Source organism: Beijerinckia indica subsp. indica ATCC 9039, assembly GCF_000019845.1.
Taxonomy (GTDB): Bacteria; Pseudomonadota; Alphaproteobacteria; order Rhizobiales; family Beijerinckiaceae; genus Beijerinckia; species Beijerinckia indica.
In genome coordinates this window covers 706,606-732,816 of the sequence record NC_010581.1, presented here as the reverse complement: position 1 = coordinate 732,816, position 26,211 = coordinate 706,606, and the positions used below count along the sequence as shown (strand labels likewise).

Sequence of the window (26,211 nt, the reverse complement as noted above, 5' to 3'; positions counted from 1 at the left end):
CCGCCCCATCAACCATCCTCCTGATTCAGCAAGGCTAACGCGCCGAGCATACTTGCAACGACAGCGGGAGACCAAGCGGCGATCGGGGCACTCAACAACCCTGAAGTGCCCAGATCACCGGTAAATTTCGACACTATGTAAAGCACGAAGCCTGCGCCCGCTCCACCGCAAACCATTTTGGTAATACCACCAAATCGAAAAAACCTTAACGAAAAGGCCGCGGCGATCAAAACCATTGCGATGAAAAATAGCGGGCGAGCCAGAAGGAGTTGAAATTGCAGGCGATATCGCGTTGAGTCGAGACCTGCAAGCTCGGTGGCGGCGCGGAAAGATTGGAGTTCCCAAAACGGCACGGATTCGGGGGTCACGATATTCTCGGAGACCTCACCTGGCGTCAGATTGGTCGCCAGAAGATAAAGGCCCGCCTCCTGAATTTCCTCACCGGGCACGATAATCCGGGCTTCGGTCATTTGCCAGACACCGGGAACGAGCTTGGCATGGCGTGCTTCGATTCGCGCTTCGAAACTTCCATCCTTCCCATAGGTATAGAGCGTGACCCCGCCGAGCCGCGAACCGCCGGCCTCGACGGTCTCGGCCCGAATGATCGCCTGGCCGTCGACGCTATTCTGGCGAATCCACAATCCGCCCTTCGTCTCCTGCCCACCAATCCCGCCAAACAATTCAGTCTCGATCCCATCCGCACGATGTTTCATCATGGCGGATATCGGATTGTAGAGCGTGACAGAGAAGATTCCGATGGCCAAGGCGATGCCTAGGGGCGGCATCATGAGTTGCCAGATCGAAATGCCCGCGGCCCGCGCGACAAGCAGTTCCAGGCGGCGCGTCAGATTGATGAAGGTTGCCATGGTGCCAAACAGGACGCAAAACGGCAGGATCTGTTCAGAAACGGAGGGCGCGCGCAGAAACGACAAAAAGGCGATGAGAGAGGCCGTGGCGCCCGGCCTGTTACCGGCGCGCCGCAACATCTCGACGAGATCGATCACATAGATCATGCTGAAGATTGTGCCGAAAACGGCAAGAATCATAAACAGGAAACGCGACGACAGATAACGCCCGAGGGTCGGTCCGATCAGCATAGGCGGCTGTCCATCTCCCCTTCAAAAGCATCTTGGTCAAAAACAATGGAAAAGGCTGGTCTTCCGATCCGCCTCGCAGGATCCGAATCGGTCGCGCGTTCGGGCATTTTAATCCTCAAGGCCATTTCCCCATTGCCCCACTCGCGCCGTCAGGCAGCACAACCCGGATTGATCCAGATATCCGTCGCCCACCGCCGCCGCAAATCATGCAAAGCATTCTGGCAAAATCACGCCCGCCGGCTAGAATCTCCCACCCGCTTCCACTCTCTTCTCCATGCCGAATCTCGTCCCCATATTATATCTCGACTCGAGCGACTTTTGTCGCACGACAAACTCCGGGTGAGTCCATGGCATCACTCGTTATCAGACGCGAGAGTGATGCTATAAGTCTTTATAAAAAAATCAAATTCATCCAAAAAGATATTCACGTTCAGGTTCGATGCGCAGCCGAGGAAAACCCAGCCGCCAGAACCGGACCGGCGGGTACGGATAGCCAGTTGCCGAGGCTATGGCAAGCCTGATCTCGACACAGGTCCCCAACCGTTTTCATCCCCTGATCTCTATCGGTGCGCCCCGGGAGATATTTCCATGGGAATATTCCCGCGAGTGCCGCGAATAGCAAGACTCTTGCACAGCTAGCTTGGCAGGAACATGATCGGAGCGACAAAGACCGCGCAAAACTTTAAACGAAGCAAACCTGTCGAAATTTGTTGAGTGCAGCCCCTTTTGGCATGCTGAGGATCATATGTCGGAGCCCATGAAAATCGAATTCGTCGCGCTCGCCCCGTTGACGGCGCAATCGCCAGCTCAGGCCTCGGCGAAGAAAACACCCGGAAAAGCCAAGAAATCCCAGACTTTGGTGCTTCTCGCGGGACGCGATGTCACATTTGGCGAAACGACATTGAACCTCATTGGTGCAGAAGGCGAAGCCCTCATCAAGCGGGCCGCGGAAGTTGCGAAATTCAAGGGCAAGTCGCTCTCTTTCCTCGAAATTCTCGCACCCGCCGGTTTCGCCGCTGACCGAATCATCGTGCAGGGCACAGGCCTCGCCCCGGAATCGCAAAGCAAGAAAAAGGACAAGGACGAATCGGAAAAGGAAGAAACCGCCAAGCCGGAGGATTTCGCCGCTCTTGGCGGCGCGCTGCTCGGCAAGCTTGGTCAAGGAGCCAGCGCCCTCGTTGCTTTCGATCCACCCTTTTCAAATATGGACAGAGCAGCGGCGGCCGCCGATTTTCTGCTGGGCCTACAATTACGCGACTATCGCTTCGATATCTACAAAACCAAGAAAAAAGACGGCCTCGAAACGCAAGGTCCGACGGAGATCCTTCTTGCCGTGGATGAGCCCGCCGCCGCGCGACGCGAGGCAAAAAACCGCGAGGCCCTGGCCGCGGGTGTTCTGACGGCCCGCTCACTGGTCAATGAACCAGCCAATATTCTCTATCCGGAAGAATTCGCCCAGCGCGCCGCTGCTCTCGAAAAGCTCGGTGTCGAGATCACGATCCTCGACGAGCCGGCGATGCTCGAACTGGGCATGGGGTCCCTCCTCGCCGTGGGGCAAGGCTCCATCCGTGAAAGCCGCGTCGTCATCATGCGCTGGCGCGGTCTCAAGAACGCGCCCAAGAGCGGCAAAGATAATGCGAAAACGAAGCCGATCGCCTTCGTCGGCAAGGGCGTATGCTTTGATACCGGCGGTATTTCGATCAAGCCAGCCGCCGGCATGGAAGATATGAAAGGCGATATGGCGGGGGCCGCCTGTGTCGTCGGCCTGATGCAAACCTTGGCGACCCGCAAGGCCAAGGTCGATGCCATCGGCGCGATCGGCCTTGTCGAGAACATGCCGGGCCCCAATGCTCAGCGGCCCGGCGATATCGTGAAATCCATGTCCGGTCAGACCATCGAGGTCATCAATACCGATGCCGAAGGCCGCCTCGTCCTCGCCGATGTGCTTTGGTATGTGCAAGATAAGTACAAGCCGAAATTCATCATCGATCTCGCCACGCTCACCGGCGCCATTCTCGTCGCCCTCGGGCAGGACCATGCGGGCCTTTTCTCCAATAATGATGAATTGAGCGAGAATCTGCTCGATGCCGGCAAGGTTACGGGCGAAAAACTCTGGCGTCTCCCGCTGGGGCCAGCCTATGATAAAATGATCGATTCAAAATTCGCCGATATGAAAAATACCGGTGGCCGCCATGCCGGTTCGATCACCGCCGCGCAATTCCTGCAACGCTTCGTCAATGGCACGCCCTGGGCGCACCTCGACATTGCGGGCACCGGCATGAGTTCGCCGCATAGTGAAACCAACCAAAGCTGGGGATCTGGTTTCGGCGTACGGCTGCTCGACCGCTTGGTTGCCGATCATTACGAGTCCTGACACTCGAGGCATGGCCATCGACATCTGGTTCTATCATCTCCAGCGCCACCCCATTGAGCGCGTCCTGCCGAAACTTCTCGAGAAATCCCTGGAGCATGGCTGGCGCGCCATCGTTCAGGCTCGGAGCGAGGAACGCTTGGCCGTGCTCGATCAATGGCTTTGGGTCTATTCGGATGCGAGTTTTCTCGCCCATGGACGGGCGTGTGACGGCGATGCCGTCATGCAGCCCGTTTATCTCACCACGGAAATGGATAATCCTAATGGCGCACGGCTGCGATTATTCATCGAGGGTGCCGATATCGTCAGCCTCATGCAAGATCCCTCCTCCTCTCTTTACGCGCGGATGATCGTGCTGTTCAACGGCCACGACGAGGAAGAACTGACGATCGCCCGGCGGCAATGGCAAGATTTGAAGGCGCGCTCTTTGCCCCTAACCTATTGGCAGCAGAACGACTCTGATCGCTGGGAAAAAAAGGCGTGAATTGACGCTGATATAAAGCCTCGGATATCGATCTGGCATCAGCCTTCGGCACGCGCATGGCTTGTCATCGGCAGCAAGAGATCGGAAGCACGAGGCGCCATGAAGGTCGGATCACAGCAGACCAAATTGATCGGACATGACGAGACAGCGCCAGCCCCGGACCTTGCTCAAATCGCCAATGTCTTCCTACGACACGCCAATTTCACAATGGGGGGCGGCAGTCTGACGGCAGCGGCCATCCATCAACAACTCGTTGAAAAACGTCAGTGGGTGAGGCAGGATGATTTTACCCTGTGTTTCGCCTTGGCGCGTCTGATACCCGGCACCAATCTTTTGGCCTTTTGTACGGGTCTTGGCTGGGTTCTCCGGCAAATCCCCGGCGCCATAGTCGCCCTTCTCGCGGCCTCGGTTCCTTGCACCTTGATGGTCGTTCTGCTCACCGTCCTGTTCGACGTTTGGCAGGACAATGTTTTGGTCAGTGAAACGCTTCGCGGCGCCATGGCGGGTGCCGTCGCTTTGACCGTCAAGACCGCTTGGATCATTGCCAAGCCCCATGCCAATTCCGCCGAACGGACACGCCTCATCACCATCGGCAGCGCGGCTTTCGTGCTTTATGTCTTCCTCAAAATTCCCGCGATCGAAGTTTTGTTGCTGGCGGGAGCCATTGGCCTTTTCCTCCCTCCGGTTCACGCATGAATGTCGTTCTGCTCTATCTCATCCTGTTGAAAGCGACGGCCACATCCTTCGCCGGCCTCGCGGCTTTACCCGCAGTACAGGATGCGCTTGTCGTTCAGCACCATGTGTTGACGGATCAGCAATTGAACGAAGCCATTATCATCACGCGAAGCACGCCAGGCGCTGTCGGGCTTTTTATCGTGAGTGTTGGCTACTTCGTCGCCGGCCTGCCTGGCGCCTTTGCGGGTTGGCTAGCGATGATCACACCGGCCTTATCAATCATACCCGTTCTCCACTATGCCGGCCGGAGGGTCGAGCATCCCCGCGTGAAAACTGTCTTGCAGAGCGTGGTCATAGCCAGCTCAGGCCTTCTGCTCGCCGCGGCTATCCCCCTCGGCAAGGACGCCTTGACGGATCCCATCACCATCGCAATCGCGGTCATCAGCCTCATCCTGCTCCTGACGACGAAGATTGAAACGTTTTGGATCCTTTTGGGCGGCGGCAGTGTGACTTTGTTCGCGAGCAGCCTCAACCTCTTCATGAAACTTCCCTGAACAGGTTGGTACGCTGCATGAACAGAGGAGCTCTGCCTCGCGCAAGATAAACGCGCCATTCTTCCTTGTCTGCCGAGCGCCTACGCGGCAAGGAGTTCATCCCATGCATGCGAGAACACAGTCCGCTATCTTCGAACAGCCGCCGTCCTTCCCGCATCACAAACGCACCTTAAGGATTGGCAGGCTGCACACCTGCAGTCCGTCGTTCCAGAGCGGCCTGGAATCGATCGGCCTCCTCCTCGATCCTGGAAGCCCTTTGCCGCATGAGGGCAAGCATATCCCGCAATAATTCATCCGCATCGCCGAACGCGTGTTCGCCCAGAAGCCAGCGGGCGAGTTCAGTTTCATTTCGACCAAGGGCGAGTGCCGTCTCTCGTTGCCATTCGGCCCCGAAAAGAAGCCGAGCAGCCTCGCGAAACATCTCTTCATCTGAATGAGGAGTTTCCGAAACCACGCTCTTCCCCTTGCCCGGCAAGGTGAGTTCGCTCAAGCGTGTGATCTCTGGGAGAACGGCCCGAACGGTTTCCGCGCCGCTGAGCGGCACCACCCAATAGCGTTTATCGGGCCGCCATTGAACTTTCGGTACCCATCGAAGCAATTGAAGAAGTTGCTCACTGAACCCGGCCTTGATGAGGATCGCCTCATCGGTCACCTCGATCCAAGGGCTTTCCGGCAAGGGATGGGCGGTTAAAGCGGCCCGCGCTTTTTCGTTGGAAACCATATTTTAAGAATTGGCCTCTACTGATGGGGGACAATGCCATCCAAGGGCTGAGTCAGAGCATTAAAAGAATAAAACAGGAACATATCAATTGCGATCCTGCTATGTTCCATGTATGTTCCGCTTGACCGACGACTTCCCTGTCTGAGCCGTTTATTATGCCCCAATTTGCAAGATTCTTCGATTTTTTTCTCCCCAGCCAGATGGGTTTTATCGAACGATCAAAGCAAGCTCGGCTTGTTGAAGCAGATGCCCTTTATCTCATCAGCCATTATAACGACCAAGCTTACCGTGAGGCACGCGATCGCGCCCGGGGAAAATGCCTCGACAAAAGTCGTTCGGCCAGCCATTGGAAAAAAGTGAAACTTACCATTGCAGCGCAACAAAGACTCATCGTCGGCGCGCATAACGGCAAAAAATGGCAAGAAGCCTTTCAAGTATAGACTGACCGCCAGCTTCTTAATATTGTTATTTTAGTATAAGTTTAATTTTCATGCCACCAGCGTGATCGCTGAGCTTATCCAATATTCTGAATATCCTTATCGCAAAGCCGCGGCCACCTTAATGAATACTAGAATATATAATTAAGGCATAAGTCCCAATAGCAATCGATAAGTTGCTAGATATTACGCTTGAATACAAGTTTCTGTGTTTATTTCATCCATCAAACACACATTCTCATTACAACCCTTAAATTGCCAAAAATAATTATCATATACGTGCGCACCGTTTCTTCAAACGGGCAGAACTTATTTTTAAGAGATATTTATGAGATTACCACAACTACAAATCATCGCGATCACAGCTTTGACAAGCATATGGGTGATCACCTCAACCAACTTGTATGTTTACGCAGGCAACCAGGAAACCATTTCTGTTCATTACGCTCCAGAAGAAAACCTGGAACATATCGATGTCGCCCTCATCAATACAGCTTTGCACGAAATCGATTTCGCTTCCTATGTTCTGACCGATGTTCCCGTAATCGAAGCCCTCACGCGTGCTGCAACGCGTGGGGTCCATGTCCGTTTATATCTTTACGAGGGACAATTCAGTGATCACGGCAAGCCTTATCAAGCCTTACAAGCACTTCAAAACACGTCAGGCGTCATGATCAAGTTCAAATCTCAACATAGACCGCTTATGCATCTCAAATCCTATCAAATCGATGGATATTTATTACGCAGCGGAGCCGCTAATCTTTCAGCCTCCGGACTTAAATTACAAGACAATGATCTGATTATCATAAACGATAAAGACATCGTACAACACTTCAAAAAGAAGTTTGATGCCATGTGGGAAAAAACAAACCTGCTTGTCTATAAAGACAATTACCCCACCTTCCAATAGGAAACCCATCAGCTCAGGCTCGAAAGCCTCGATAAACCAAGATGGGTACCAGCACGGATTGAATCATTAATAGTGCGCATGATCTGCCGTCCATTGTAACGGAAAAACTGTGATACGCTTTGACTGTCGATTGCCGTCACATTGAAATTCGTTGCATGCTGAACCATCACTCCCCTCTGATCGCCACCGCCAGATAATGCAGAACGCATCGCAGCGGCAGGCCCGGCGGGAACGATCATTTCACCTTGATGCACCTGAGCGATCATATCACTCGGCAAGGACCATGCACCTACGGCAAAAGATGGCAACGAACTAGCCGCAGCAAGAACTGTTGCTTCTCCAGCTACGGCAGGCCCAATAGCAGCTGGGCCCAGAATCGGCGATAGGAACCCGAAAATACCGGCAAAGGTTTGTGTCGCCGACGCCAAAATACTCTTCAAAACTCCCGTAAAAGTGCTTGCCATCGATGCCGAGGAAGCGGTCGTCTCCAAACCCACACGCACGGCCGTACCAGCCGACACGGCACTTGTCTTGGCACTTTCACCGACGACAGATACTTGAGTCTGCGCTATTGTTCCAGCCAACCATTCCGCAACCGTTCGAATACGCGCTTGCACGAACATCTCGATAATCTGCAGAAGCGTATTGCGCACCGTTTCACTAAACGTCCGCTGCCCCTGCATCATAGACATGACGGAACTCGTCACAGTCGAACCGATAGCGTCGAAGCTTGACCGATATTCCTGCACCAAGCGCCGATTGACATCCTGTATATCACGAAAATTTTGTAGCTGAATTTGCCTCTCAGCCGCCGCGTCACTTTGACTGAGCCGAAGATATTGGCTCGACCCTTCCTCTTGTGCATTTTTCAAAGCCGCATAATGATCCCGGATCGCAGCAAGTTTGGAGACATTATTAGACTGTAAGGCAGCCAGTTCCTGCTGATAGCTAATTTGGTAATCTTGTGCCTCTTCTCGAATCAAAGCGCGTCGAAAATCAGCTTCTCCCATCAATGCATTGTAACGCTCTGTTTCAGCATTTTGTGCAAGAGCGCTATTCTGATTGACCGAACCAAGAGCTTGACTTAACTGAGTAGATGACGACGCAATCAGCCCAATACCGGCCGATGTAGAGACAGACTCATTGCGCGTTTGAACGAGATTCTGCGAAAACGACTGCATATAAGTACGGGCATTACCGAACGTATTCCCCAAATCATCAAGCGAGCCCGACGCTTTTTGTGTGGCGTTCTGCGAGGACAATCCAACATTTTTCAGAATATCAGACGCCTGCTGTATGCCCGCACGTAACGCTGAAATATCGGCACTAAATCGAACTTCAATTTCGTTGGAGGCCACCTCAATCATCCTACAATCTAAATTTTGTTATCCTGGCGTTTTTATTATCATGCACCTGTGACAAAGCCGTTTGGGAACCTCCGTATTAGCTCACTGATGCCACTAGGATCCCCTGCTATAGTTTGGCTTTTTTGAGAAACTTTGGCCTTGTCGCATCCGATCTTATAAACAGCGCAAAGTATTTCATGAACAGGAGGCGTCTCACGCCAATAGGAGAATAAATCGATGAGATCTGCCATGGCCATTTCATCGATCTGCGCGGCAGTCCAACCAAGTGCTGCCGTTAAGCGCGAATAGATCCAACGCCAATCGGTGCCGGGCTCTCCCCGGCGCTGGCTTCCCCCGGCATAGGACTCCTCAAAAATCCACCAAGTTGCAATATGTCGCCCATGGCGAGACTAATTTCATCGGTCGTGGTCTCAAAATCCTCAAGGCAATTCGCGTCCTCCGGAAAATCGCGAGATAGCGCGACGCGAAGAATGGCCAGAGCTGTACCAACGACACCTTTTCCATCACCGGCCAAAAGAACAGGCTCAATGGCCTGCACCTGCTTCAAAGTTAAGGGGCGAATAGTCCATACCTTATGCCCCAGAGTAATTTGCTTCGACGCCATTCTCGTCATATCAGGAAACCTCAGAGAAGGACCAAGTCATGACATTGCCTGCTGCATCCGCGAAGCACGAGAACTCGAAATCCGGCATCGTGAAATCTTCCAGCTTGGTCGCGAAAGAAAATTTGCTCGCGGTACAAGCATTCAATTTCAAAGACACACTCTGACCATTGAATGTCGTATAAAACTGGCACTGAAATATAGGCGTCGTACCTAAAAGCTGATTCTGTACGTGAATACTCTGGCCTATACCGGCGAGCTCATATGTGTATGTGATAAGAATCGCCTTACCAGCATCATCTGACGCAAATAGATATTTGTTATCAGATAAAGAATATTGCCCCGCTGTGGGGTTACTCGCTACTTTTGTAAGCGGTAGGCCAGACGCAGCAAATATAATTCCATAATCATCGGCGAATGTCGCCGCATTGGATACCGATAAACCAATTTGAGGATCCGACGGAACCGATGATGGCTCTTGAAACTGCGTTGCCAATTGCCCCGCGGACGGAGATACACCATAAAACAGACTTGCCATAGCAAGACCGGAAATTCTTGCCAGCGTCGCTTTACCGGTCGTTTTGATCGTCCCCCTCGCGATCGCTACAGGCCGTTGGTTCTGCCCGTAAAGTTCCTTGATAGTCGGAGTCTCATCGATCGAAACATCTTGAATCAATCCAAAATTGATCGGAGTAGCGTTAGGAGAATCTGTGCGTAATCCATATAATATACCAGACCCAAAGCTATAAGTAGACATAAATATATGACCCTATTACGTCGATATAATATTAGAAATTTTTTTATAGTAATTACATATCAATTTTATATATGTTTATAATACGTTCGATACGAACGCATCCTACACTTACGGGAGCAGAATCTGTACGGGAATAATCAATAGGCCTTCGCCATCAAGATCACCGGGATCTTTAACGACATCCCCCTCTATTCGACAATGATATGCGCATCCCCCCAAAGTATTGCGTCCAAGTTGCAGGTCGCCGTCTTTGGGAGCAAGAGCGTTATCGATCGCATCCATGATTTCATTGAGCTCAATGGAACCGGTGTTTTCCTTCGAATTCGTATAAACGAATAACTTAACATTTATCGTTCGCTTTAGATTAATGCTATTATTGTATGTATAACGATCTTGTCCACCATCGAATAGAAATAATGCGGGACGTTGACTCAATGGCACATCCGCCCAAAGTTTCAACCTGCGTTCTGGACCAGTGATCCACGCATACGCATTACTCAGTAACATCTCAAGTCCAGCCATCACAGCTTCACGGCTGGTCATAAACCCACCTCTGACATATCGAGTATCATCTGATGACTAAACAGGTCATTCAGTTCGGAAAGGTCTGACTGATCGATGATATTGGCTTCTTTATTCCATGATGCTTTTATAGATTGAGCGAAACGTCGTGATTTAGCCAATTCAAGGCTAATTTGCGTTTTTGACTTTGTTTGATATTGTCTATTTACAGTTTTATTTTTTATCAGAAACGCCTTTGGCCTCAATTCAATACTCAAATCCCTTCCCAAAATCAAAGAAACCTGATTGTCATTCCCATAAATATTTGCCGACAATGAGCCTGTCTTAGCTTCTATTTGAGTTTGAAATAGATTTAATTTTCCCATTAAAAGTTCGCGAACTTTATCAGGAATCGCGCTAATTTTCTGGTCGACGGAAGCAGTATCAATATCGATCCTCAACATGTTTGCACCACATTTGTATATTGTTGTAAGATCGGTTGAACAAAATCTGGGATGGATTTTACAAGATAGCTGATCGTTTCCTGTCCCCCTAATGATTTAGACGAATAGCCAATGCGATCCTGGTATGATGCGCGATCGGCAATCCAATCCATTGCCGCTATAGCGAGATCGGCAGGGATATAACCATAGGTGATCGAGCATTCCCTCCCCGCATCTTCGCTCGAAAAAAGATAATTTCCTGCGCTGGCAACATATTGCCCAGAAAGAGGGTTTTCCGAAACTGCCGTCAAAAGATTATGATCAACATCTGTGACACTGATATCTTTGGCCCAAGCACCATAAGACTCGGAAAGACTAATTGAATATGGTGGCATTGTCCGTACATTTATAACTTCTGTAGTTTGGTAACCAGCCATATAAGTTACACATATATTTTGACGACCTTTCGCATAGCAGCCAGATTTAAGGGAAAGCATTTGTGGCTTTCCAGGCGGCTCCATATCTGGCGCATCCAGAACATAGCCAAATGCCGTCGATCGCCAACCGTCACCCGCAATTGCGGAAGGCACCGCAACACCGTCGATCGTCAATGAGACAATCGATGTCACAGGCCAATTTCTTAGAAAGAAGGCTTTTTCCCCGCTGCCATCACGTATATCTGTAAAATATCTCGGCAACAAACTAGGTCTGTTAATTCTCGTCAAAATTGCGCGACTGATGGCCGTAATCAAATAACGCAACTTATTATCATCAGTATTTTGGGAGATAGACATATAAGCTTTATAATCTGGAAGACTGACTAAGTCGTAACTTTCGGCCATACTCCCTCTCTAATGAATTTCTAACGCTAACGCTCTGAGTTCCGCGTTACTCATTTTCGAATATCCCTTGACGCCTCTCGATCGCAAAAAGGCGCAGAGCTCGCGCCGAGTCAAAACATTGATATCTTTTCTTCTCCGAGAAGCCTCTCCAGCGTCTGTCATAGCAACTTGGAATGTGAAACCATGAGCGATCAATACGGGAACAAATGCCTCAGGAATAACAACGGCTCCCTCCTTCGTTTGCTCAATGACGTGACCATCGACTGAGCAGCACGTAAAATGAGACGGGGCATAGAGCTTCACTTTTCCTGGCATGCAACCTCGCGGAAAAGCCAGACATTTGCCCGACTTTCCATTCATGCTTTTCCCCCTACGAATAGATGAGCTTATGCATTTCCAATATTGGTGATCACTGCCAGACTCGGGGGAAAATAATGCTGTAAGACCTCATCCGCATATACGCCATACTCATATTTACGAGAACGCAATGGCCATTCGACCTGATAATAATCCTGCCGCGTCCTGATCTGCATCACGTTACCCACATTGGAAAGCGGGTATGGCAATTGACTGGTTGTCATGAGAAGTGTACCCGCAGGCATATTCGGGTGAATTTTGATATCCAGAATAGAAGCACCCTGCATCGAGAAACGATTGAGATAAGTGCGAACCATGATGCCGCCACCGAGCATGCCCTGTTCTGAATTGAAGACAAAGCGCTGGGCGGAACTGGAAGATCCAGCCAAAATCTTTTTGGAAAGATTCAACGCTTCCTGGCTATTCACCCAGATCGTATCGGGAGAAAGTCGGAAATTGTCCCACATGGATTTCAAAGCCAGGTCGATTTCGACGATTCCGCCCGCCGCATCGGAAGTCAGCGGCGTCCCGATGCCGGGCGTTCCCATTGGCTGTATCGCATAATATGCGCCCGAGCCTTGTTTCATGGCCTGCGTTAACAAACCATCAAACGCCAAATTATTGGTCGAATAGTCCGTGTTATCCGTTGCACTTGTACTGTTGTTTAACGATGTGGCCTTCAATGTACCAGTTGCAGCACCTATAATGGAAACGGAATTAATCGACGTGATCGCCCCCAAGGACTCCAAATTCGGAGCTCCCCAAAACCAAGCATAGCCTAAAGCGCCGGGCACAGCTGTAACTGTCGCAGCAATGGAGCTCGTTGTACCAGTCGTGGTCACGATTGCGTTCGAGCTTTTATATCCCGCACCGCCCCCGAATTTATCGATGGAACCGTCAGCGTTCGTACGCTGAATCAACTGCTGGACTCCCCCAGTAACAGAGGCATTGATCATTCCGTCATGAGAAAGAGGCACGACAAGAACAGACCAGGATTGAGCCGCCAGTGAACCACCCGTCGAGGACGCCGTTAGCGTAGGAATTGGCGGGGTTCCAAGAGGAAGTGAGTTATTTCCGCCGAGAATCATGCTTTCTTCAGAGAGCATAAGAGATTCAAGGCCGGTTTTTGCCGCTAAGGCACGAATGTCATCAAATCCCTGTGCCGCATAAAAGGCTTCGAAAGAAGCCGTGCTTTCAATACCGATACCCTTGTAGGAAGCAACATAATCGTGCGTGGCAACAGCTTGAACACCCCCTCGATTGGATTCAGAAACGCCCACACGCATACCGCTCGCATTAATGGCAGTAATCGCACGCCAGGAGGCTTGAATACCTCCACGACCAGACACACGTGGAATCACGTTACGCAGGGGGGTTAACACCGGATAGACGAGTTTCGCACCCAGATCGAGATCATAATAGGTTAATCCCCCGGTCGCAGAACCACTTTGTAAAAAAGTACCATTGGCCTTTGCGAGGTGCGGATTGTCCATGACCGGTGCAGCTTTAAGCTTTTCCAGAACTTCCAACGCGGAAGACGCCATAATCAACTCCAACTAAAGGAAATTGTGCTGTCTGCTAGGACAACCAAAGAACAAAAGCTTACAAATTGAGAGTTTACGTTTATAAAGGGTCTTTGAAATTCTTATCGTGGAGCAAAGCCCATTTTCTTGGGCTGATTCAGCAAATGTTTAAACACCAAGGCTTCTCGTTCAGCCTCACCCATTTGCTCGAAGGCTTCTTCAAGATTGACCGGATCATGGCGACCGATATCGTTGGCTTTACTGACGGCATGTGTTCTATCAAAAAACGGCAAGGGCCGGGGAAGTGTTTCAATTGATTTGAGACGCTCCGCCATATTTTGGAGAGCCGGCAACATCTTCTCCTCAATCATACGCTGGTGCGCTTCGGCGAGTTCGCTCACTGCTGCAAAAGTGTGTCCGATATCTTTACCGACAGACTGCTGCAGTCGAACGCTCTGATTACTCGCCTTCGCTCCCAATTTGACCGCCAGATCATGAATCTCCTGGATATATTCCTGATCCGACTTACTTCCCGACGATATCGCCTTTTCCAAAATCGATTTTACTGACGATGGACACCGTTTAGCGAATGCTATGCGCGCGTTCGCCTGCATAGCTTTCGCCGCCTCCATGAGACTTTGCTCCACCTCCGGTGTCTTCGTACCTATAGTATTGATTAATTCATTGGTTTCTTCCGTCACCATATCGCGTAATATAACGCATAAGCTCGCGACATTTTGTGCAAGATTTGAAGAAACAGAAGATTGATCACTTTCGTCTTGAACTTCAAGACTTGCCTCTTGCTGAAGAGCATCTAATTCTTCAATGAGAAAAGCGAGCCGTCCACAGGTGTCGAGACCCTTGCGAAGATATTCCGCAGTCACGCTGGAGGAGCTGTTATCAGCTTCCGTCACTGCTTTGACCGGTAATTCCGTTGACTTTGTTAACCCAAATTTCTGCTTAAAAGCCCGGTCCACAATTGTACCATTGGATTTCACCATTTGGAAGGTCGCGCTCGGCAAACAAGGAAGATCGACTAATGAGATTTCGTGAGGATCAGCGGTATAGCGTTTTACACCGTCATTATCCGTCCAGCGCTTTGCATATGCGCCCCCCTGACTAAATCCGGTATACACGCCCTCGAGCACTTTGTTCCATTCATAATCGTCGATAATCCGAGCGCAGATTTCAATCTGTTTTGCCTGATCGTTAAAAGAAATCGCGGTTACCTTACCCGCTGCAACACTGCCATGCATGGCACGAATATTCCCTAACGATCGTCCATCAGTTGCCTGAGCAATTGTATTCGACCATTGTTCATAAAGCGGCTTTGTCGATGCATAATCACACACTTCACCGGCACGATCTTCTTGCTCGGCAGTGGCTATTCCATAGACGAGACGCTTTTCTTGATCGACTTTTGTAATAGGAATAAATAAGAGTGGCTCTGACATACAAATTCCTAGATAATCATATTTCTAACGATAAAATTCAAATCGCTTTCGAGGTCCCTGAATTTATTTTTCAATATTATTTCCAATCGGCACATAACCCGTCGCCGTAAGGACCATAGGCATGTCAGCGGTGGGATCTGGCAAAGGTAAAAGACCCAACTCCACTCTCGCTTCGTTGAGCGTCATGACTCCTTTGCTCGTATAATCGCTGAGAATTGTAGCCTGGACGGCTGGATCGATTTTTGTTTCATTCCCCCATATGAATTCCAGCTCGGGAGCCTGGAACTCGCGCTCAATGATATCGTCGATAAGAAACTTGATCCAAGTCAAAAGGGGATGAAAACCTTCCTCTTCTGCAAGGTCTTTTTGTGTTTCAGCCGTAGCTCTATTGTTTTGCGGGACCAAAGCCTGTGGAGAAATAGAAAATGCAAAGCAAATAAGGCGAGCGAGCCAATCGTCGAATAAATTTTTTAATTCCGGTTCCTGTATTTGTATAAATGTCTTAGCAACTCCACCGGGGACAAATTTCGCTTTTCGGCGCCGCCCCTCAGTCCCTTCGAAATAGGCGTCCCAATAACGCTGATAGCTGGCGATCTGGTCTGGCGTCCAATTCTCCGGCACACCTATGAGTGAGGCCGGAATATTCCCCTCTGTATAATAGTCCAAAATGAAAGCTTGACGCCGTAAGGCAATATTCACAGTCGAGATAATCTGCTCAACGGGACTATACCCGTAAGCACGATGGGTACGGACATTTCTGGGACGGTAAATCAGATCCTGCGCCGAATAATCAACTGCTGGAATTCCTTTTAGAATTTGCTGATAAGCAACCGGATACACAATTTCGTCTTTTTCGATATAGGGCTGTGGCGTTCGTCCCCAATCGTCGATAACGGGCTTAATCGTTGCCCCATCGATCGGCAGAAGACCAATAAGTCGCCCACTCATATCGCGCTGCATGTAAATAGCCGGAGCGTCTATGACGAATAGATCCTCGAGAAGCATGCGTAGCCATGTATCCCAAGTGTGCTGCCCATCCGGTCTCGTGAGGAAATGATCGATTGCCTGTATTTTCAGCGGATCAAATTTACGATTGGCTCGAGGCTTTATCGACCATTTCAGTCGAACGATTTGATCTTTGCGCGTTTCTATCGCTAGACGAAGGAGATCATAACCGTCGGCAAACGCCCGCAGCTCCGTAAAACCGATTGGCGCAAAGGGACGTGATGCAACACTAAGATTAAATCCAGGCTGATAATCCCATTGTCTACCAGCAACAGATGACGGCGCGAATGGTGCTAAAGGATCTTGTGGACCAAACCAACCTGAAGCGTCACCTGAGTAATTATTCATACGCGCGCCTGAATAATTCACATTTATTTGATATGGTGACAACGGAATGCCCTGAATACCCTGTCGTTCAACCATCTCCCCAAGCATCCTCATGTAAATATATAAGGAAAAACTTAATTTATGTTTCTTGAATACTTAATGTAATTTCTTGGCTACGGTCTCAAGGCGATGCATTCATGTCACGATATCATGCTTATCCTCAAACATTGACTTGACATCGATAAAGCCAATCGACTCCAACGCTGCGACATCCTCGTATCGAACGTCTACCAATCCATCTGTACCAGGAACATACTGACATCCAGACTTACCGAAGATTATTCCGGCTGCTTCTGGAGCACGCATGATAACGGGTGCACAATCTGTATTCTGCGAAGCTGTTTGTGTTCTTCGGCCGGCCGAAATAGTGCCTTCATTTGCGTGTTTATAAAATTCAATAATTCCCACACCGTTTTCTCCCCCCAGCAAATAGGTCAAAGCATGAATCATTGCATCAGCATGATCGGGAGAATCAGTACCCATATATCCATGCGAGGAAAAGCGACACATCTGCTCTTCAAGAAGCGAAAACCTGCCCGCATGACGGACCACGCCGCGCTGATAGAGAACAGATATTGGCTCTGCCCGAATTGCCTTTCCTCGCGACGCTGTCACTAATCGGACCGGTACATTTGGATCGGCCGCGCGGATTACCGCCTCCACCATCGCGCCACCAAAATTCGATTCCGCCACTATGCAATCAGCACAATATTCATGATACGCTTGAACGGCGGTTCTTCCCCAAACGGCGGGGGCATCGCGTAGCGATCTATCATCAAGAATGAATCCGCATCCATTTCTATTCCGCGCCGCTATAATGATTCCGACCTCATCAGCGTTGAGATCTTGGCTATTTGCTGCGCCTGATGGATCGACGGCAACCACAACGCTAGCACGCTCCGATACTGGAATATCATCCAGACTACACCTGCAGGCTGCAATCTGTTCATAACTCCATAACACGCATTCAATTTCATCCGCAAAAACACCTTCGAAAAAGCGTTTACGTTGTCTTTCAGGCAGATTGTCCAAGCTTTCTAGAAATTCTTTTGAAAGGTTATGCGCATTATCCAACGGGTTAAGACGTGCAGAGCCATAGTCATGGGGATTTCGTAATGGAAGCAGGGTTATGGGATCGCGGTGTTCAATAAAGAGCCGATTTGTCCAATGGTTCTTACCGATTGGATTGAGATCAACAAAGGCTCGTTGTGCGATATTCGGAACGACCTGAGCCAATCGCGTAAAAGCAATTATCGCCGAGGAATAGGGAATTTGTGATGCTTCATTCAAAAAAATTGTCGCAAATTCCAAACCTAGGATCTTTTCAACGCGATCCTTATTATCAAGTCCTCCAATCCAAATCTGGGAACCATTATGAAATTCAAAATATCCCTCCTGGCGATGTTCGATCGCATGCAAATTCGGGAAACACCGTTGCAAGACAGCGGGAAACGTATCAAGGGCGATTGACGCTCGTGCCGCATTCCCTCGGAATCGCAATACAGCATGACGTGAATTCGCTGCACGTAAAGCACGATGGATGATTGCGCGTAAGATAAGAAACGTTTTACCTGAACGTGTGCCGCCAAATATACAAGAATATCGGTGACGAGCCAGAACTTCCCGAGCTTTGTTTTGCGCAGCACTAAAGCGGACGGGTATCATACTTCAAGATCGAGATTATCACGCTCTACGAAAGATATCCGATTTTCATTAATGACAGTCTCCTTCCAACCCATGCGCGTTTTTGCCCAATATATTGCCACAGGAATACTTTTGGAATCATCCTTTATAGCCTGTCGAAAAAGATTTTCGGCGACCTTCATATTCGCTTTGATGACACCGATGTCGATGTCTTTATGAAAGTGTTTTAGCAAAATACCTTCATCGATATTAAGCGCTACAGCGATCAGCTTTGTCGGAAATCCCAAACCAGCCAGATCCTCAACCTGTTTCCTTTGTTCGTCGTTCGGTTCAAAAAAATCGATTTTCTTCTTTCTGGATTTTTGATTAAGAGCCATTTGCAATCTTTTTCGTCGAAATATTTCATATGCAATCAAATATTAATCGGCATCATCAAGAATATTATCGATAAGGTTCGGCTCTTGAGCTAGAGTTGCCAGAATAAGATGAATTATTTTTTCTTGGGTTATACCACGCTTTTCTGCTGCAGCGTCCAAGACGTCCCGTATAGGTTTTTGTATCTGCGACACCGAAGCGGCTCTAAATCTCAAACCAAAGCGTTGTGCTTGGCGGTGGATATTATTCGTCGTTGATCTGATAAGTGGATCCCGTGCGATACGCTCACCTGACCAGCCGAGCCCCACCAAAAACCCGAGGCGAGCAATGCGCTCATCCGTCCATCGTGTTTTCAGAATGCCATTGACGACGCAGATCGTTTGAATATTTCCGACATCACTGCCCACAGTCACAAAATCGTCCATACTCGCCCCACAGCAACAGTATAAACACCACCACCAATTATAGCGGATCACATACGGATTTATTTCGTGTATTTCTCTCCAAATCTTTACAGTCACGAGTGAGACCAAAGGCAACACACTCGAGAACAAGTCATTATGGAAAAGACAATATTCGTTTGCCAATACGCGTATTAGGCCTTTTAAAACGTGACAAGTCAACGTGTCGATTTTTCGTAAAATGTCGTAATAATACATAAGCGCATGAGGCTAATTGTTTAATTTTGCACGGAGAAGACCGATCCCGGAGCGATGAATTAAACATTCAAGGGTCGATGTGTTTCCAGTGCTATCCCATATGGAAAAAGCATATATAGAGGGCGCTCCAAACTGACGATCATTTGTTTTTCCTCGGCTCAACCAGCCGAAATTTCCCCACCTTCACAAGCAAAAACCCCAAAAGCGGGAGCTTTTGGGGTTGATGTGGATCCATTCAAGGCAGGGATCTAAAGCGATCCTATTTGGCGGCGGCACCGCCTGGCACTTGTGCGATGCGCAGGAGATTGGTCGTGCCGGACACGCCAAAGGGCATGCCGCCGGCTATGGCGATAATATCGCCGGGGATCGCCAGCCCTTCCTTTTCCGTCGCGGCGCAGGCATCCTCGACGATGTCCGTCACATGCGCCTGCGCACGGCTGAGCACCGGATGCGTGCCCCAAACCAGCGCCAGGCGCCGCGCGATCGCCAATTCCGGCGTCAGGCTCAGGATCGGCGCCGCCGGCCGTTCCCGCGCCGTGCGCAGGCTCGTCAGGCCCGAGGTCGTATAGGTGACCAGCGCCGCCACAGGCAGGATCGCCGCCGAGCGATGCAAGGCGCTGCAGATCACATCCGAGACATTCGCCTGCGGCGTCGGCCCCGTCGCATCAAGCCCTTCACGATATACAGGGTCCTGCTCCACGGCCGTGATGATCTTGTTCATCATCGTCACAGCCTCGATCGGATAGCGGCCAGACGCCGTCTCCGCGGACAGCATCACCGCATCGGCGCCCTCATAGATGGCGGTCGCGACATCCGAGGCCTCGGCGCGGGTCGGCGTCGGCGTGGTGATCATCGATTCCAGCATTTGCGTGGCAACGATCACCGGCTTGCCGGCCCCCCGCGCCGCATGCACGATGCGCCGCTGCACGATCGGCACACGCTCGGGCTCCATTTCAACACCAAGATCGCCGCGCGCCACCATGACCGCATCGGATCGTGCGATAATGGCTTCGAGCCCGTCGATGGCGGAAGGCTTTTCGAGCTTCGCCATCAGCGCGATCGGACGATTGGCCAGCGCGCGCACCTCGTCGAGATCTTCGGCCCGCTGCACGAAGGACAAAGCGATCCAGTCGGCGCCAAGCTCCAGCGCGAAAGCGAGATCCTTGCGATCCTTTTCGGTCAGCGCCGAGACCGGCAGAACCGCCCCGACGATGCTGACGCCCTTGCGCTCGGAAAGCGGGCCCCCGGTCACCACCTTCGCCACGGCCGATTGCGGCTCGGCCTTCTCGATGGTGAGGCGCAGCTTGCCATCATCGATCAGCAGCGTGACCCCAGGCGAAAGCGCCGCGAAGACTTCCGGATGCGGCAGAGGCACCCGCGCGAGCGTGCCGGGCTCCGGATCGAGATCAAAGGTGATCGTCGTGCCTTCCTCCAGCATGACCGGCCCCGCGGCCAGCTTGCCGATGCGCAGTTTCGGCCCTTGCAGATCGGCGAGGACCGAGATCGGCCGGCCGGTTTCCTGCTCGATGGCGCGCACGATCTCATAGCGCTGCCGATGGTCCTCATGGCTGCCATGGCTGAAATTGAACCGAAACACATCGGCGCCTGCGTCAAACAGAGCCCGGATGGTTTCCGGACTGGAACTCGCGGGACCCAGTGTTGCCACAATCTTGGCTCGGCGATACCGGCGCATGATCTCAATCGGCCCAGCGGGCCGCCTCCCTAGGTGAAAATATTGTTTGTATAAGGTCAACGTATGAGTATGGCGGCAGCTGCCGCGCTCGCTTTCTCGATAGCGGTCCAATCCTTGGCCTTGATATGATCGCGTTTGAGCATCCAGGAACCGCCGACGCAGATGACATTGGGCAGCGCCAGATAGCGCGGTGCGCTATCGATTGACACGCCACCCGTAGGGCAGAAAGTCAGTTGCGGTAAAGGCGTGGCCAGAGCCGAAAGATAGGGGATGCCGCCCGCGGGCTCCGCCGGGAAGAATTTGGCATAAGTGAAGCCGCGCTCAATCAAGGCCATGGCTTCGGAGGCTGTTGCAATGCCCGGCAGCAGCGGCAGGCTGAGTGCGGCTGAGGCATCAAGCAGGCGGTCCGTCGCCCCGGGTGAAACGGCGAAACGCGCCCCCGCCTTTTGCGCCGCCTCGAGTTGGCTTGCCTCCAAAATCGTGCCGACGCCGGGGATCGCGCCCTCGACCTCGGCGGCGATGACACGAATGGCCTCCATCGCAACCTTGGTGCGCAAGGTCACTTCAATGGCCGGAAGACCGCCGGCGACGAGCGCCTTGGCGAGCGGCACGGCATCGGCCAGATCCTCGATCGTGACGACGGGAACGACCGGCGCCGAGGTCAGGATCGAGGCTAAGCCGGATTGCAAGTCTGTGTGAGGATCATGGCTCATGCCGGAACTCCGAACCGGACTATCACAAATTTTAGAACGCGCGCTGAACACGAATACGCGTTTCATATGTATTAACGCTCGGCTTGAAGGCAGGCAGGCCGGCGGCAACTAAAGCCGTATCCGAGGCGAGCCCCGCAGGCCGCGTCTGGGTAAGATTGATGTAAGCAAACTCGCCGCCAATATCGAAGCCACGCAGCGGTGTCCAAATGAGATTGGTGCCGACACGTGTCTCCTTCGCATTGGCCACACCGACAGCACCACCAAGGCCATTAAGCGCGTTAGCGCTATAATGGGTCTCCAAATAGGAGGTGAAAAGGGAAGAACTCAAACTTGGTATCCAATAATGCTTGTAAGCGCCGACAAAGGCCCAGCCCCATTGTCGCTCACAAGAGCCACTACCGGTAAACACACAGTCGGAATTAACCTCCGGATTCCATCCAACCGAATTATCCATGGCGGAAATTCCGGACCCCATGTAGCGATTTTGGCTGACAGCACCGTAGGAATAGGAAAAATTATTGCCCGCGATGTAGCTAAAGGCACCTTTCTCATAAGCGCCCTGCAACCAAAATTTGTCACCCGCCGCGATCTGATCGGCATTGATCATCAAACCACCCTGCACCGCAAAGCCATATTCATTTGCAGTCAAGCTCGGAAAGGCATAACTCGCGGGAGGTATTGCCAAAGCACTCGATGGAAAAAGACTGGCACGCACCTGATGCGCAGCGGCAGAAACTTGAAAAGCTCCCCAATTCCGATCCAGCCGGAAACTGCCGACAATATCAGGAACCCGCACTCCCGCTGGCTGGGCTTGATAGCCGGCGATGGTACTTCCGATAGCGGCACGTCTTGACGGCTGATCCTCTAATGATATTGATGTCGACCATCCATCAGGGAGTGTCGCCGTATAGGCTAAAAGAGCGACAGTGGCGTTGGAGCCCCGAATGGAACCAAAATTGTAGGCGTCAGCATAGAAATCGAAGAATGATTGTGCTCGCCCCGCGGTCAGACCGGCAAATTGAATAAAGGCCTTGTTGACGGTCGTCGTTTCACGGGGTGCGGACGTTCCGGCAGAGCCGTTCCAAGTATTGGGAGCCTGCGCCAAGCCACCGGAAGCGGCCCCCTGACTTGAACCGTAATAGGCATCGACACGCATGAAGGCTCGCACCGTGCCCCATTCGGTTTTGGAACGCGCATCAAGCTCCACCCGGCCCAGAATTGCGAAGCCGTAAGCATCACGAGACCGAGCATTCGTATATTGTGATGGAGAAGGCAGATAGCCGCCAACAGGGCGTGCGACTCCGTTGCCATAAAATCCATTTCCTCCAATACTATAGGAAGGGTCGAAAAGACGCATTTCCGTCAAGGCAAGGCCACCCACCTTCAGGCACGTTTCCGTGCCCGGAAGATAGAAAAAGCCGGCTCCAAAGTCATCGCAAACACGTACATATTCCATAGGAGCCGATTTGTGCCAGGGCAAATCGGCCGCCATCGAAAAGTCAGCGGCGAAGAGACTTGCAGAGACCCCGAAAGAGAGACCAAATACCTGTGAGACATTGTTAAACATGGGCGTTTCTTCGGAAAATAGCGACAAAAACTCGTATTTGAGCAGCGCCGTCACGCATTTTATTTTTATGATAACGTAACTGACGAGGCCTACAGCGTCGAACCAGATTCAGACGCAAACGATCGCTTCTATTTGTTTAGGAGGCCTCTGAAAAAAGGAAACGACTGAAGTGTCATTGCCGTTTGCTTCGGCTCAGAAGCTTTCAAATCAGCCGTGCTCAAGTCCTATGGACGTGTTTCGAGCACAGCCTGCATGTTGGACTGAATAGTTGCAGCGCAATCCTCGGGGAATACTTATTGGTTTATCGCATCCCTGATATCATCAAGATCACGACCGCGAGGCTCCGGGAGGAAGAAGGTTGCTACAATTGTGCCTATGCTCAAGAGGACGACATAGCCAGCGAGAGGAATCCATGCGAGAAGACCCGGCTGTGAAGCCCCCGCGTTATTTTGCACGACGAGGTTGATGATCGCCGAGCCAATTAGCGGTGCCAGACCACCGGCTAGCACAGAGGACACTTCACGCGTCACCGAGACGCCAATATATCGGTGTTGCGCACCAAACAGTTCCGGCAGAAAAGCCGCTTGCGCACCAAACATTCCCCATGTCGCGCAGCCGAGTGCGATGGTGAAAGCAATGATTGTGGGCACAACATGTCCAAGACTGAATACCCACCAGCAGGGAAAAGCGATCAAGACCTGCAGGACAGCAAAGCCACGATAGACCGCGACTCGTCCATAGAGATCGCTCAAATACCCCGCGAGCGGCACGATAAGCGCCCCAAGCATGGCGGCAACAACGAGAGACAAGGCACCGATGGAGCTTTGTAGACCGGTGACGGTAACGATATAACTGACAGCCAGAGCCTGATAGATCGAGGACGCTCCATTTTCCGCGAGCCGTAATCCAATTCCAAGGAGAACGGTGCGGCGCGAGGTTTTGAGCAAGTTGCGGAGCGGTGCTTCTGTTGTCTTATGCGCCTTCTCCAGCTTGGTGAAAGAGGGTGACTCCTTCAGGCTCACCCGCATGTAAATGGCAACGCCGAGAATAATTGCGCTGGCGAGAAAAGGAACACGCCACAAGCCTGTCTGTGTGATATCGGAAACCCCCATCAGCAGAACGAAATAGACGACCGCCGCGAGAATGGTGCCGATTTGAATACCGAGGAAAGGAAGCGAGGCGTAGAAACCTCGCTGACTCGACGGCGCATATTCTGTCATCAGCACGGCGGCACCAGCCTGTTCAGCCCCCGCGCCCAGCCCTTGCAGCAAGCGCAGGAAAACAAGCAAACCAGGCGCCCAATACCCGATCTGACTGAACGTCGGGATCAAACCGATGGCGGTGCTTGCCACACCCATCAAGGCTACCGTCGTCAGCAAGACGAATTTACGGCCCAATCGATCACCGAGTGAACCAAAAAGGATACCGCCGAGTGGACGTACCGCGAAGCCCAGGAAATAAGTGCCGAAGCTTGCAATCAACGCCATGCCAGCGGCTTGGTTAGGAAAAAACAGCGGACCAAAGATCAACGCCGACGCTAAGCTATAAAGTGCGAAATCATAATATTCGAGCGCACTGCCAAGAGAGCACACCCAAGCTGCTCTCCGCAGATCGCGAGCATCAGGTTTAACAATTGATTTTTGTATAGTAGCGGCATGGCTTTGTGTAATTGACGCATCTTCCATACCGGTACCCTTTTTTATTGTGTAGGTTAAGGATGACGATGTCATGCGTATTGAACCTCCCTTTGACAGCCGGTCTGCGCCGCTTCTTTTATTGCTAATGCTACGGCCAAAGACCGCAATCCATCTTCACCAGTAGCGGCGGGCTCCCCCTCTTTGCGAAGCGCCTTATTAAAAGCGCGAAGCGCACGATGATAGAGGTTCTCATGAACAATCGGGATTTCGTGCTCACCTTCAGCGTCCCTCAGAAAAACCTGTCCTATCGCCCGCTGGCTCATCACATTGCGCGCCACAATCGCCTTGTCGGTACTATAGATTTCGATGCCACCGGGTGCGACCTTGACGGAATAGGCACCATGAATCTGGGCAATCGCACCATTATCAAAGCGCACTATAGCCATGACGCCATCCTCCTGATCACCGGCGGTAAAAAGAGCGCTCTGGGTCATCGCAGTCACGCTGACCGGCTCCGCATCAAGAAGAAACCGTAATGTATCGATATCGTGAATCGTGCTATCCAAAATCACTCCACCGCCCGCGTTATTCACGCGCCATCCTTGCAGATGAGGAGGCAGGTAATTGGCGTGGAAGACCCTGATAAAAAGCGGCTTTCCAATCACATTATCCCGCAACATCCTGCGGATTTCATGATGGGTCGCAGCGTTGCGCAGATGATGATTGGTCGCCATAATGACGCCAGCGCGACGGCAAGCATCAATCATATCACGGGCATCATTCAGGCTGAGAGCAAGAGGCTTTTCACACAAAATATGCTTGCCTGCAGCTGCCGCCGCGAGCGCCTGCTGTTTATGGAGCTCATTTGTGGTGCTGATATAAACGGCGTCTATCCGGTCGTCGGATAAAAGAGCTTCGAGTTGCGTGCAATGGTGAGGAATATTATTTTCCGCGGCATAGTTGGCCGCGCGATCATTATCACTGCTCAATACTGTAACAATTTCATTATCAGGTTGAGCTCTAATGGCATCGATGATCCATTCACGAGCAACATTGCTGGCTCCAATCAAGCCCCACCCAACTGTCTTTGTCATCTTTCCTCACTCGCCTCTGCTTGCTGACGATCGACACCATCTCTCTTCATTCCAGCTCCATGACACGCAATCAAACGGCTGGAATACAACACTTTAACGAGTTGAAATCACCTGACTTATCAGACTATCTGCGTCGAGCCACCTATCCAGCTCTACCAGAATACTGGTAGAGCTGGAGACACATTTCCATGAACTCGTCCAGCTAATCGGAAAAGCTTGAGAGAGATCCAACTGTAAAGAAAAGCAGATGATGATCGATTACGCTTCCGAGTGATACGGAACTGCTTGCGTCATTTTACGTGCGACAAGGCCAGCACTCCCTACGGAGTTTCCGCTGCAGCCT

Annotated in this window: 25 protein-coding genes; 6 read left to right on the top strand and 19 right to left on the bottom strand. The window is 51.2% G+C overall.

The features are described 5' to 3' along the window. Positions 1 to 8: 8 nt before the first annotated feature. Entirely contained in the window at positions 9 to 1,097 is a 1,089-nt protein-coding gene (lptG, locus tag BIND_RS03350; RefSeq protein ID WP_012383659.1) for an LPS export ABC transporter permease LptG, read from the bottom strand. A 745-nt stretch (positions 1,098 to 1,842) separates the two neighbouring features. Between lptG and BIND_RS03345 the strand changes: the two genes are divergently transcribed. From BIND_RS03345 to BIND_RS03330, 4 genes are all read left to right on the top strand, one after another. After that, positions 1,843 to 3,471, top strand: a complete 1,629-nt coding sequence (locus BIND_RS03345; RefSeq protein ID WP_012383658.1) for a leucyl aminopeptidase — start codon at positions 1,843 to 1,845, stop codon at positions 3,469 to 3,471. 10 nt (positions 3,472 to 3,481) lie between these two features. Further along, on the top strand, positions 3,482 to 3,952 hold the full coding sequence (locus BIND_RS03340; RefSeq protein ID WP_012383657.1) for a DNA polymerase III subunit chi: 471 nt from the start codon (positions 3,482 to 3,484) through the stop codon (positions 3,950 to 3,952). 99 nt (positions 3,953 to 4,051) lie between these two features. Beyond that, complete coding sequence (locus BIND_RS03335) at positions 4,052 to 4,648, top strand: chromate transporter (RefSeq protein ID WP_012383656.1); 597 nt, start codon at positions 4,052 to 4,054, stop codon at positions 4,646 to 4,648. After that, the gene (locus tag BIND_RS03330) at positions 4,645 to 5,181 is read left to right on the top strand and encodes a chromate transporter (RefSeq protein ID WP_012383655.1); all 537 of its coding nucleotides are present in this window, start codon (positions 4,645 to 4,647) and stop codon (positions 5,179 to 5,181) included. The genes BIND_RS03335 and BIND_RS03330 overlap by 4 nt, the downstream gene beginning before the upstream one ends. Before the next feature lie 169 nt (positions 5,182 to 5,350). On the opposite strand, the gene BIND_RS03325 is transcribed toward BIND_RS03330, so the two are convergent. Then, complete coding sequence (locus BIND_RS03325) at positions 5,351 to 5,902, bottom strand: hypothetical protein (RefSeq protein WP_012383654.1); 552 nt, start codon at positions 5,900 to 5,902, stop codon at positions 5,351 to 5,353. Between the two features lie 155 nt (positions 5,903 to 6,057). Here BIND_RS03325 and BIND_RS03320 point away from each other — a divergent pair, with 155 nt between their 5' ends. Continuing rightward, positions 6,058 to 6,342, top strand: a complete 285-nt coding sequence (locus BIND_RS03320; RefSeq protein ID WP_012383653.1) for a hypothetical protein — start codon at positions 6,058 to 6,060, stop codon at positions 6,340 to 6,342. A gap of 325 nt (positions 6,343 to 6,667) precedes the next feature. Then, positions 6,668 to 7,249 (top strand): phospholipase D-like domain-containing protein, encoded by a 582-nt coding sequence (locus tag BIND_RS03315; protein WP_012383652.1) that lies wholly within the window; start codon positions 6,668 to 6,670, stop codon positions 7,247 to 7,249. An 8-nt stretch (positions 7,250 to 7,257) separates the two neighbouring features. Here the strand turns inward: BIND_RS03315 and BIND_RS03310 are convergent, their stop codons facing one another. From BIND_RS03310 to BIND_RS03225, 17 genes are all read right to left on the bottom strand, one after another. Continuing rightward, complete coding sequence (locus BIND_RS03310; RefSeq protein ID WP_041777902.1) at positions 7,258 to 8,616, bottom strand: hypothetical protein; 1,359 nt, start codon at positions 8,614 to 8,616, stop codon at positions 7,258 to 7,260. A 274-nt stretch (positions 8,617 to 8,890) separates the two neighbouring features. Continuing rightward, the gene (locus BIND_RS03305; protein WP_050764093.1) at positions 8,891 to 9,220 is read right to left on the bottom strand and encodes a hypothetical protein; all 330 of its coding nucleotides are present in this window, start codon (positions 9,218 to 9,220) and stop codon (positions 8,891 to 8,893) included. Positions 9,221 to 9,230: 10 nt separating this feature from the next. Continuing rightward, positions 9,231 to 9,974 carry a hypothetical protein gene (locus BIND_RS03300; RefSeq protein ID WP_012383649.1) on the bottom strand — a complete coding sequence of 248 codons (744 nt, stop codon included), beginning with the start codon at positions 9,972 to 9,974 and terminating at the stop codon, positions 9,231 to 9,233. Between the two features lie 108 nt (positions 9,975 to 10,082). Next, positions 10,083 to 10,517, bottom strand: coding sequence for a hypothetical protein (locus BIND_RS03295; protein WP_012383648.1), 435 nt, complete (start codon positions 10,515 to 10,517; stop codon positions 10,083 to 10,085). After that, positions 10,514 to 10,939 (bottom strand): hypothetical protein, encoded by a 426-nt coding sequence (locus tag BIND_RS03290; RefSeq protein WP_012383647.1) that lies wholly within the window; start codon positions 10,937 to 10,939, stop codon positions 10,514 to 10,516. The genes BIND_RS03295 and BIND_RS03290 overlap by 4 nt, the downstream gene beginning before the upstream one ends. After that, the gene (locus BIND_RS21170; RefSeq protein WP_012383646.1) at positions 10,933 to 11,760 is read right to left on the bottom strand and encodes a hypothetical protein; all 828 of its coding nucleotides are present in this window, start codon (positions 11,758 to 11,760) and stop codon (positions 10,933 to 10,935) included. Before BIND_RS21170 ends, BIND_RS03290 begins: the two co-directional genes overlap by 7 nt. A gap of 386 nt (positions 11,761 to 12,146) precedes the next feature. Continuing rightward, complete coding sequence (locus BIND_RS03275; RefSeq protein ID WP_012383644.1) at positions 12,147 to 13,661, bottom strand: hypothetical protein; 1,515 nt, start codon at positions 13,659 to 13,661, stop codon at positions 12,147 to 12,149. A gap of 101 nt (positions 13,662 to 13,762) precedes the next feature. Then, entirely contained in the window at positions 13,763 to 15,094 is a 1,332-nt protein-coding gene (locus BIND_RS21765) for a hypothetical protein (RefSeq protein ID WP_012383643.1), read from the bottom strand. 63 nt (positions 15,095 to 15,157) lie between these two features. After that, on the bottom strand, positions 15,158 to 16,522 hold the full coding sequence (locus BIND_RS03265; protein WP_012383642.1) for a phage portal protein: 1,365 nt from the start codon (positions 16,520 to 16,522) through the stop codon (positions 15,158 to 15,160). Positions 16,523 to 16,621: 99 nt separating this feature from the next. Continuing rightward, positions 16,622 to 18,151: a phage terminase large subunit gene (locus BIND_RS03260; RefSeq protein ID WP_012383641.1), complete on the bottom strand. Its 1,530-nt coding sequence runs from the start codon at positions 18,149 to 18,151 to the stop codon at positions 16,622 to 16,624. Then, a complete protein-coding gene (locus BIND_RS19965) occupies positions 18,148 to 18,507 on the bottom strand; it encodes a hypothetical protein (RefSeq protein ID WP_012383640.1) in 360 nt (119 codons plus the stop codon). Before BIND_RS19965 ends, BIND_RS03260 begins: the two co-directional genes overlap by 4 nt. A gap of 42 nt (positions 18,508 to 18,549) precedes the next feature. Continuing rightward, a complete protein-coding gene (locus BIND_RS03250; RefSeq protein ID WP_244395950.1) occupies positions 18,550 to 18,930 on the bottom strand; it encodes a hypothetical protein in 381 nt (126 codons plus the stop codon). Between the two features lie 493 nt (positions 18,931 to 19,423). Further along, entirely contained in the window at positions 19,424 to 20,857 is a 1,434-nt protein-coding gene (gene pyk, locus BIND_RS03245) for a pyruvate kinase (protein ID WP_012383638.1), read from the bottom strand. 56 nt (positions 20,858 to 20,913) lie between these two features. Then, positions 20,914 to 21,570, bottom strand: coding sequence for a bifunctional 4-hydroxy-2-oxoglutarate aldolase/2-dehydro-3-deoxy-phosphogluconate aldolase (gene eda, locus BIND_RS03240; protein WP_012383637.1), 657 nt, complete (start codon positions 21,568 to 21,570; stop codon positions 20,914 to 20,916). A 31-nt stretch (positions 21,571 to 21,601) separates the two neighbouring features. Further along, the gene (locus BIND_RS03235; RefSeq protein ID WP_012383636.1) at positions 21,602 to 23,191 is read right to left on the bottom strand and encodes a porin; all 1,590 of its coding nucleotides are present in this window, start codon (positions 23,189 to 23,191) and stop codon (positions 21,602 to 21,604) included. Positions 23,192 to 23,430: 239 nt separating this feature from the next. Further along, positions 23,431 to 24,822, bottom strand: a complete 1,392-nt coding sequence (locus tag BIND_RS03230) for an MFS transporter (RefSeq protein WP_050763890.1) — start codon at positions 24,820 to 24,822, stop codon at positions 23,431 to 23,433. A gap of 41 nt (positions 24,823 to 24,863) precedes the next feature. Then, positions 24,864 to 25,868 (bottom strand): Gfo/Idh/MocA family protein, encoded by a 1,005-nt coding sequence (locus tag BIND_RS03225; RefSeq protein WP_012383634.1) that lies wholly within the window; start codon positions 25,866 to 25,868, stop codon positions 24,864 to 24,866. Between the last annotated feature and the right edge of the window lie 343 nt (positions 25,869 to 26,211).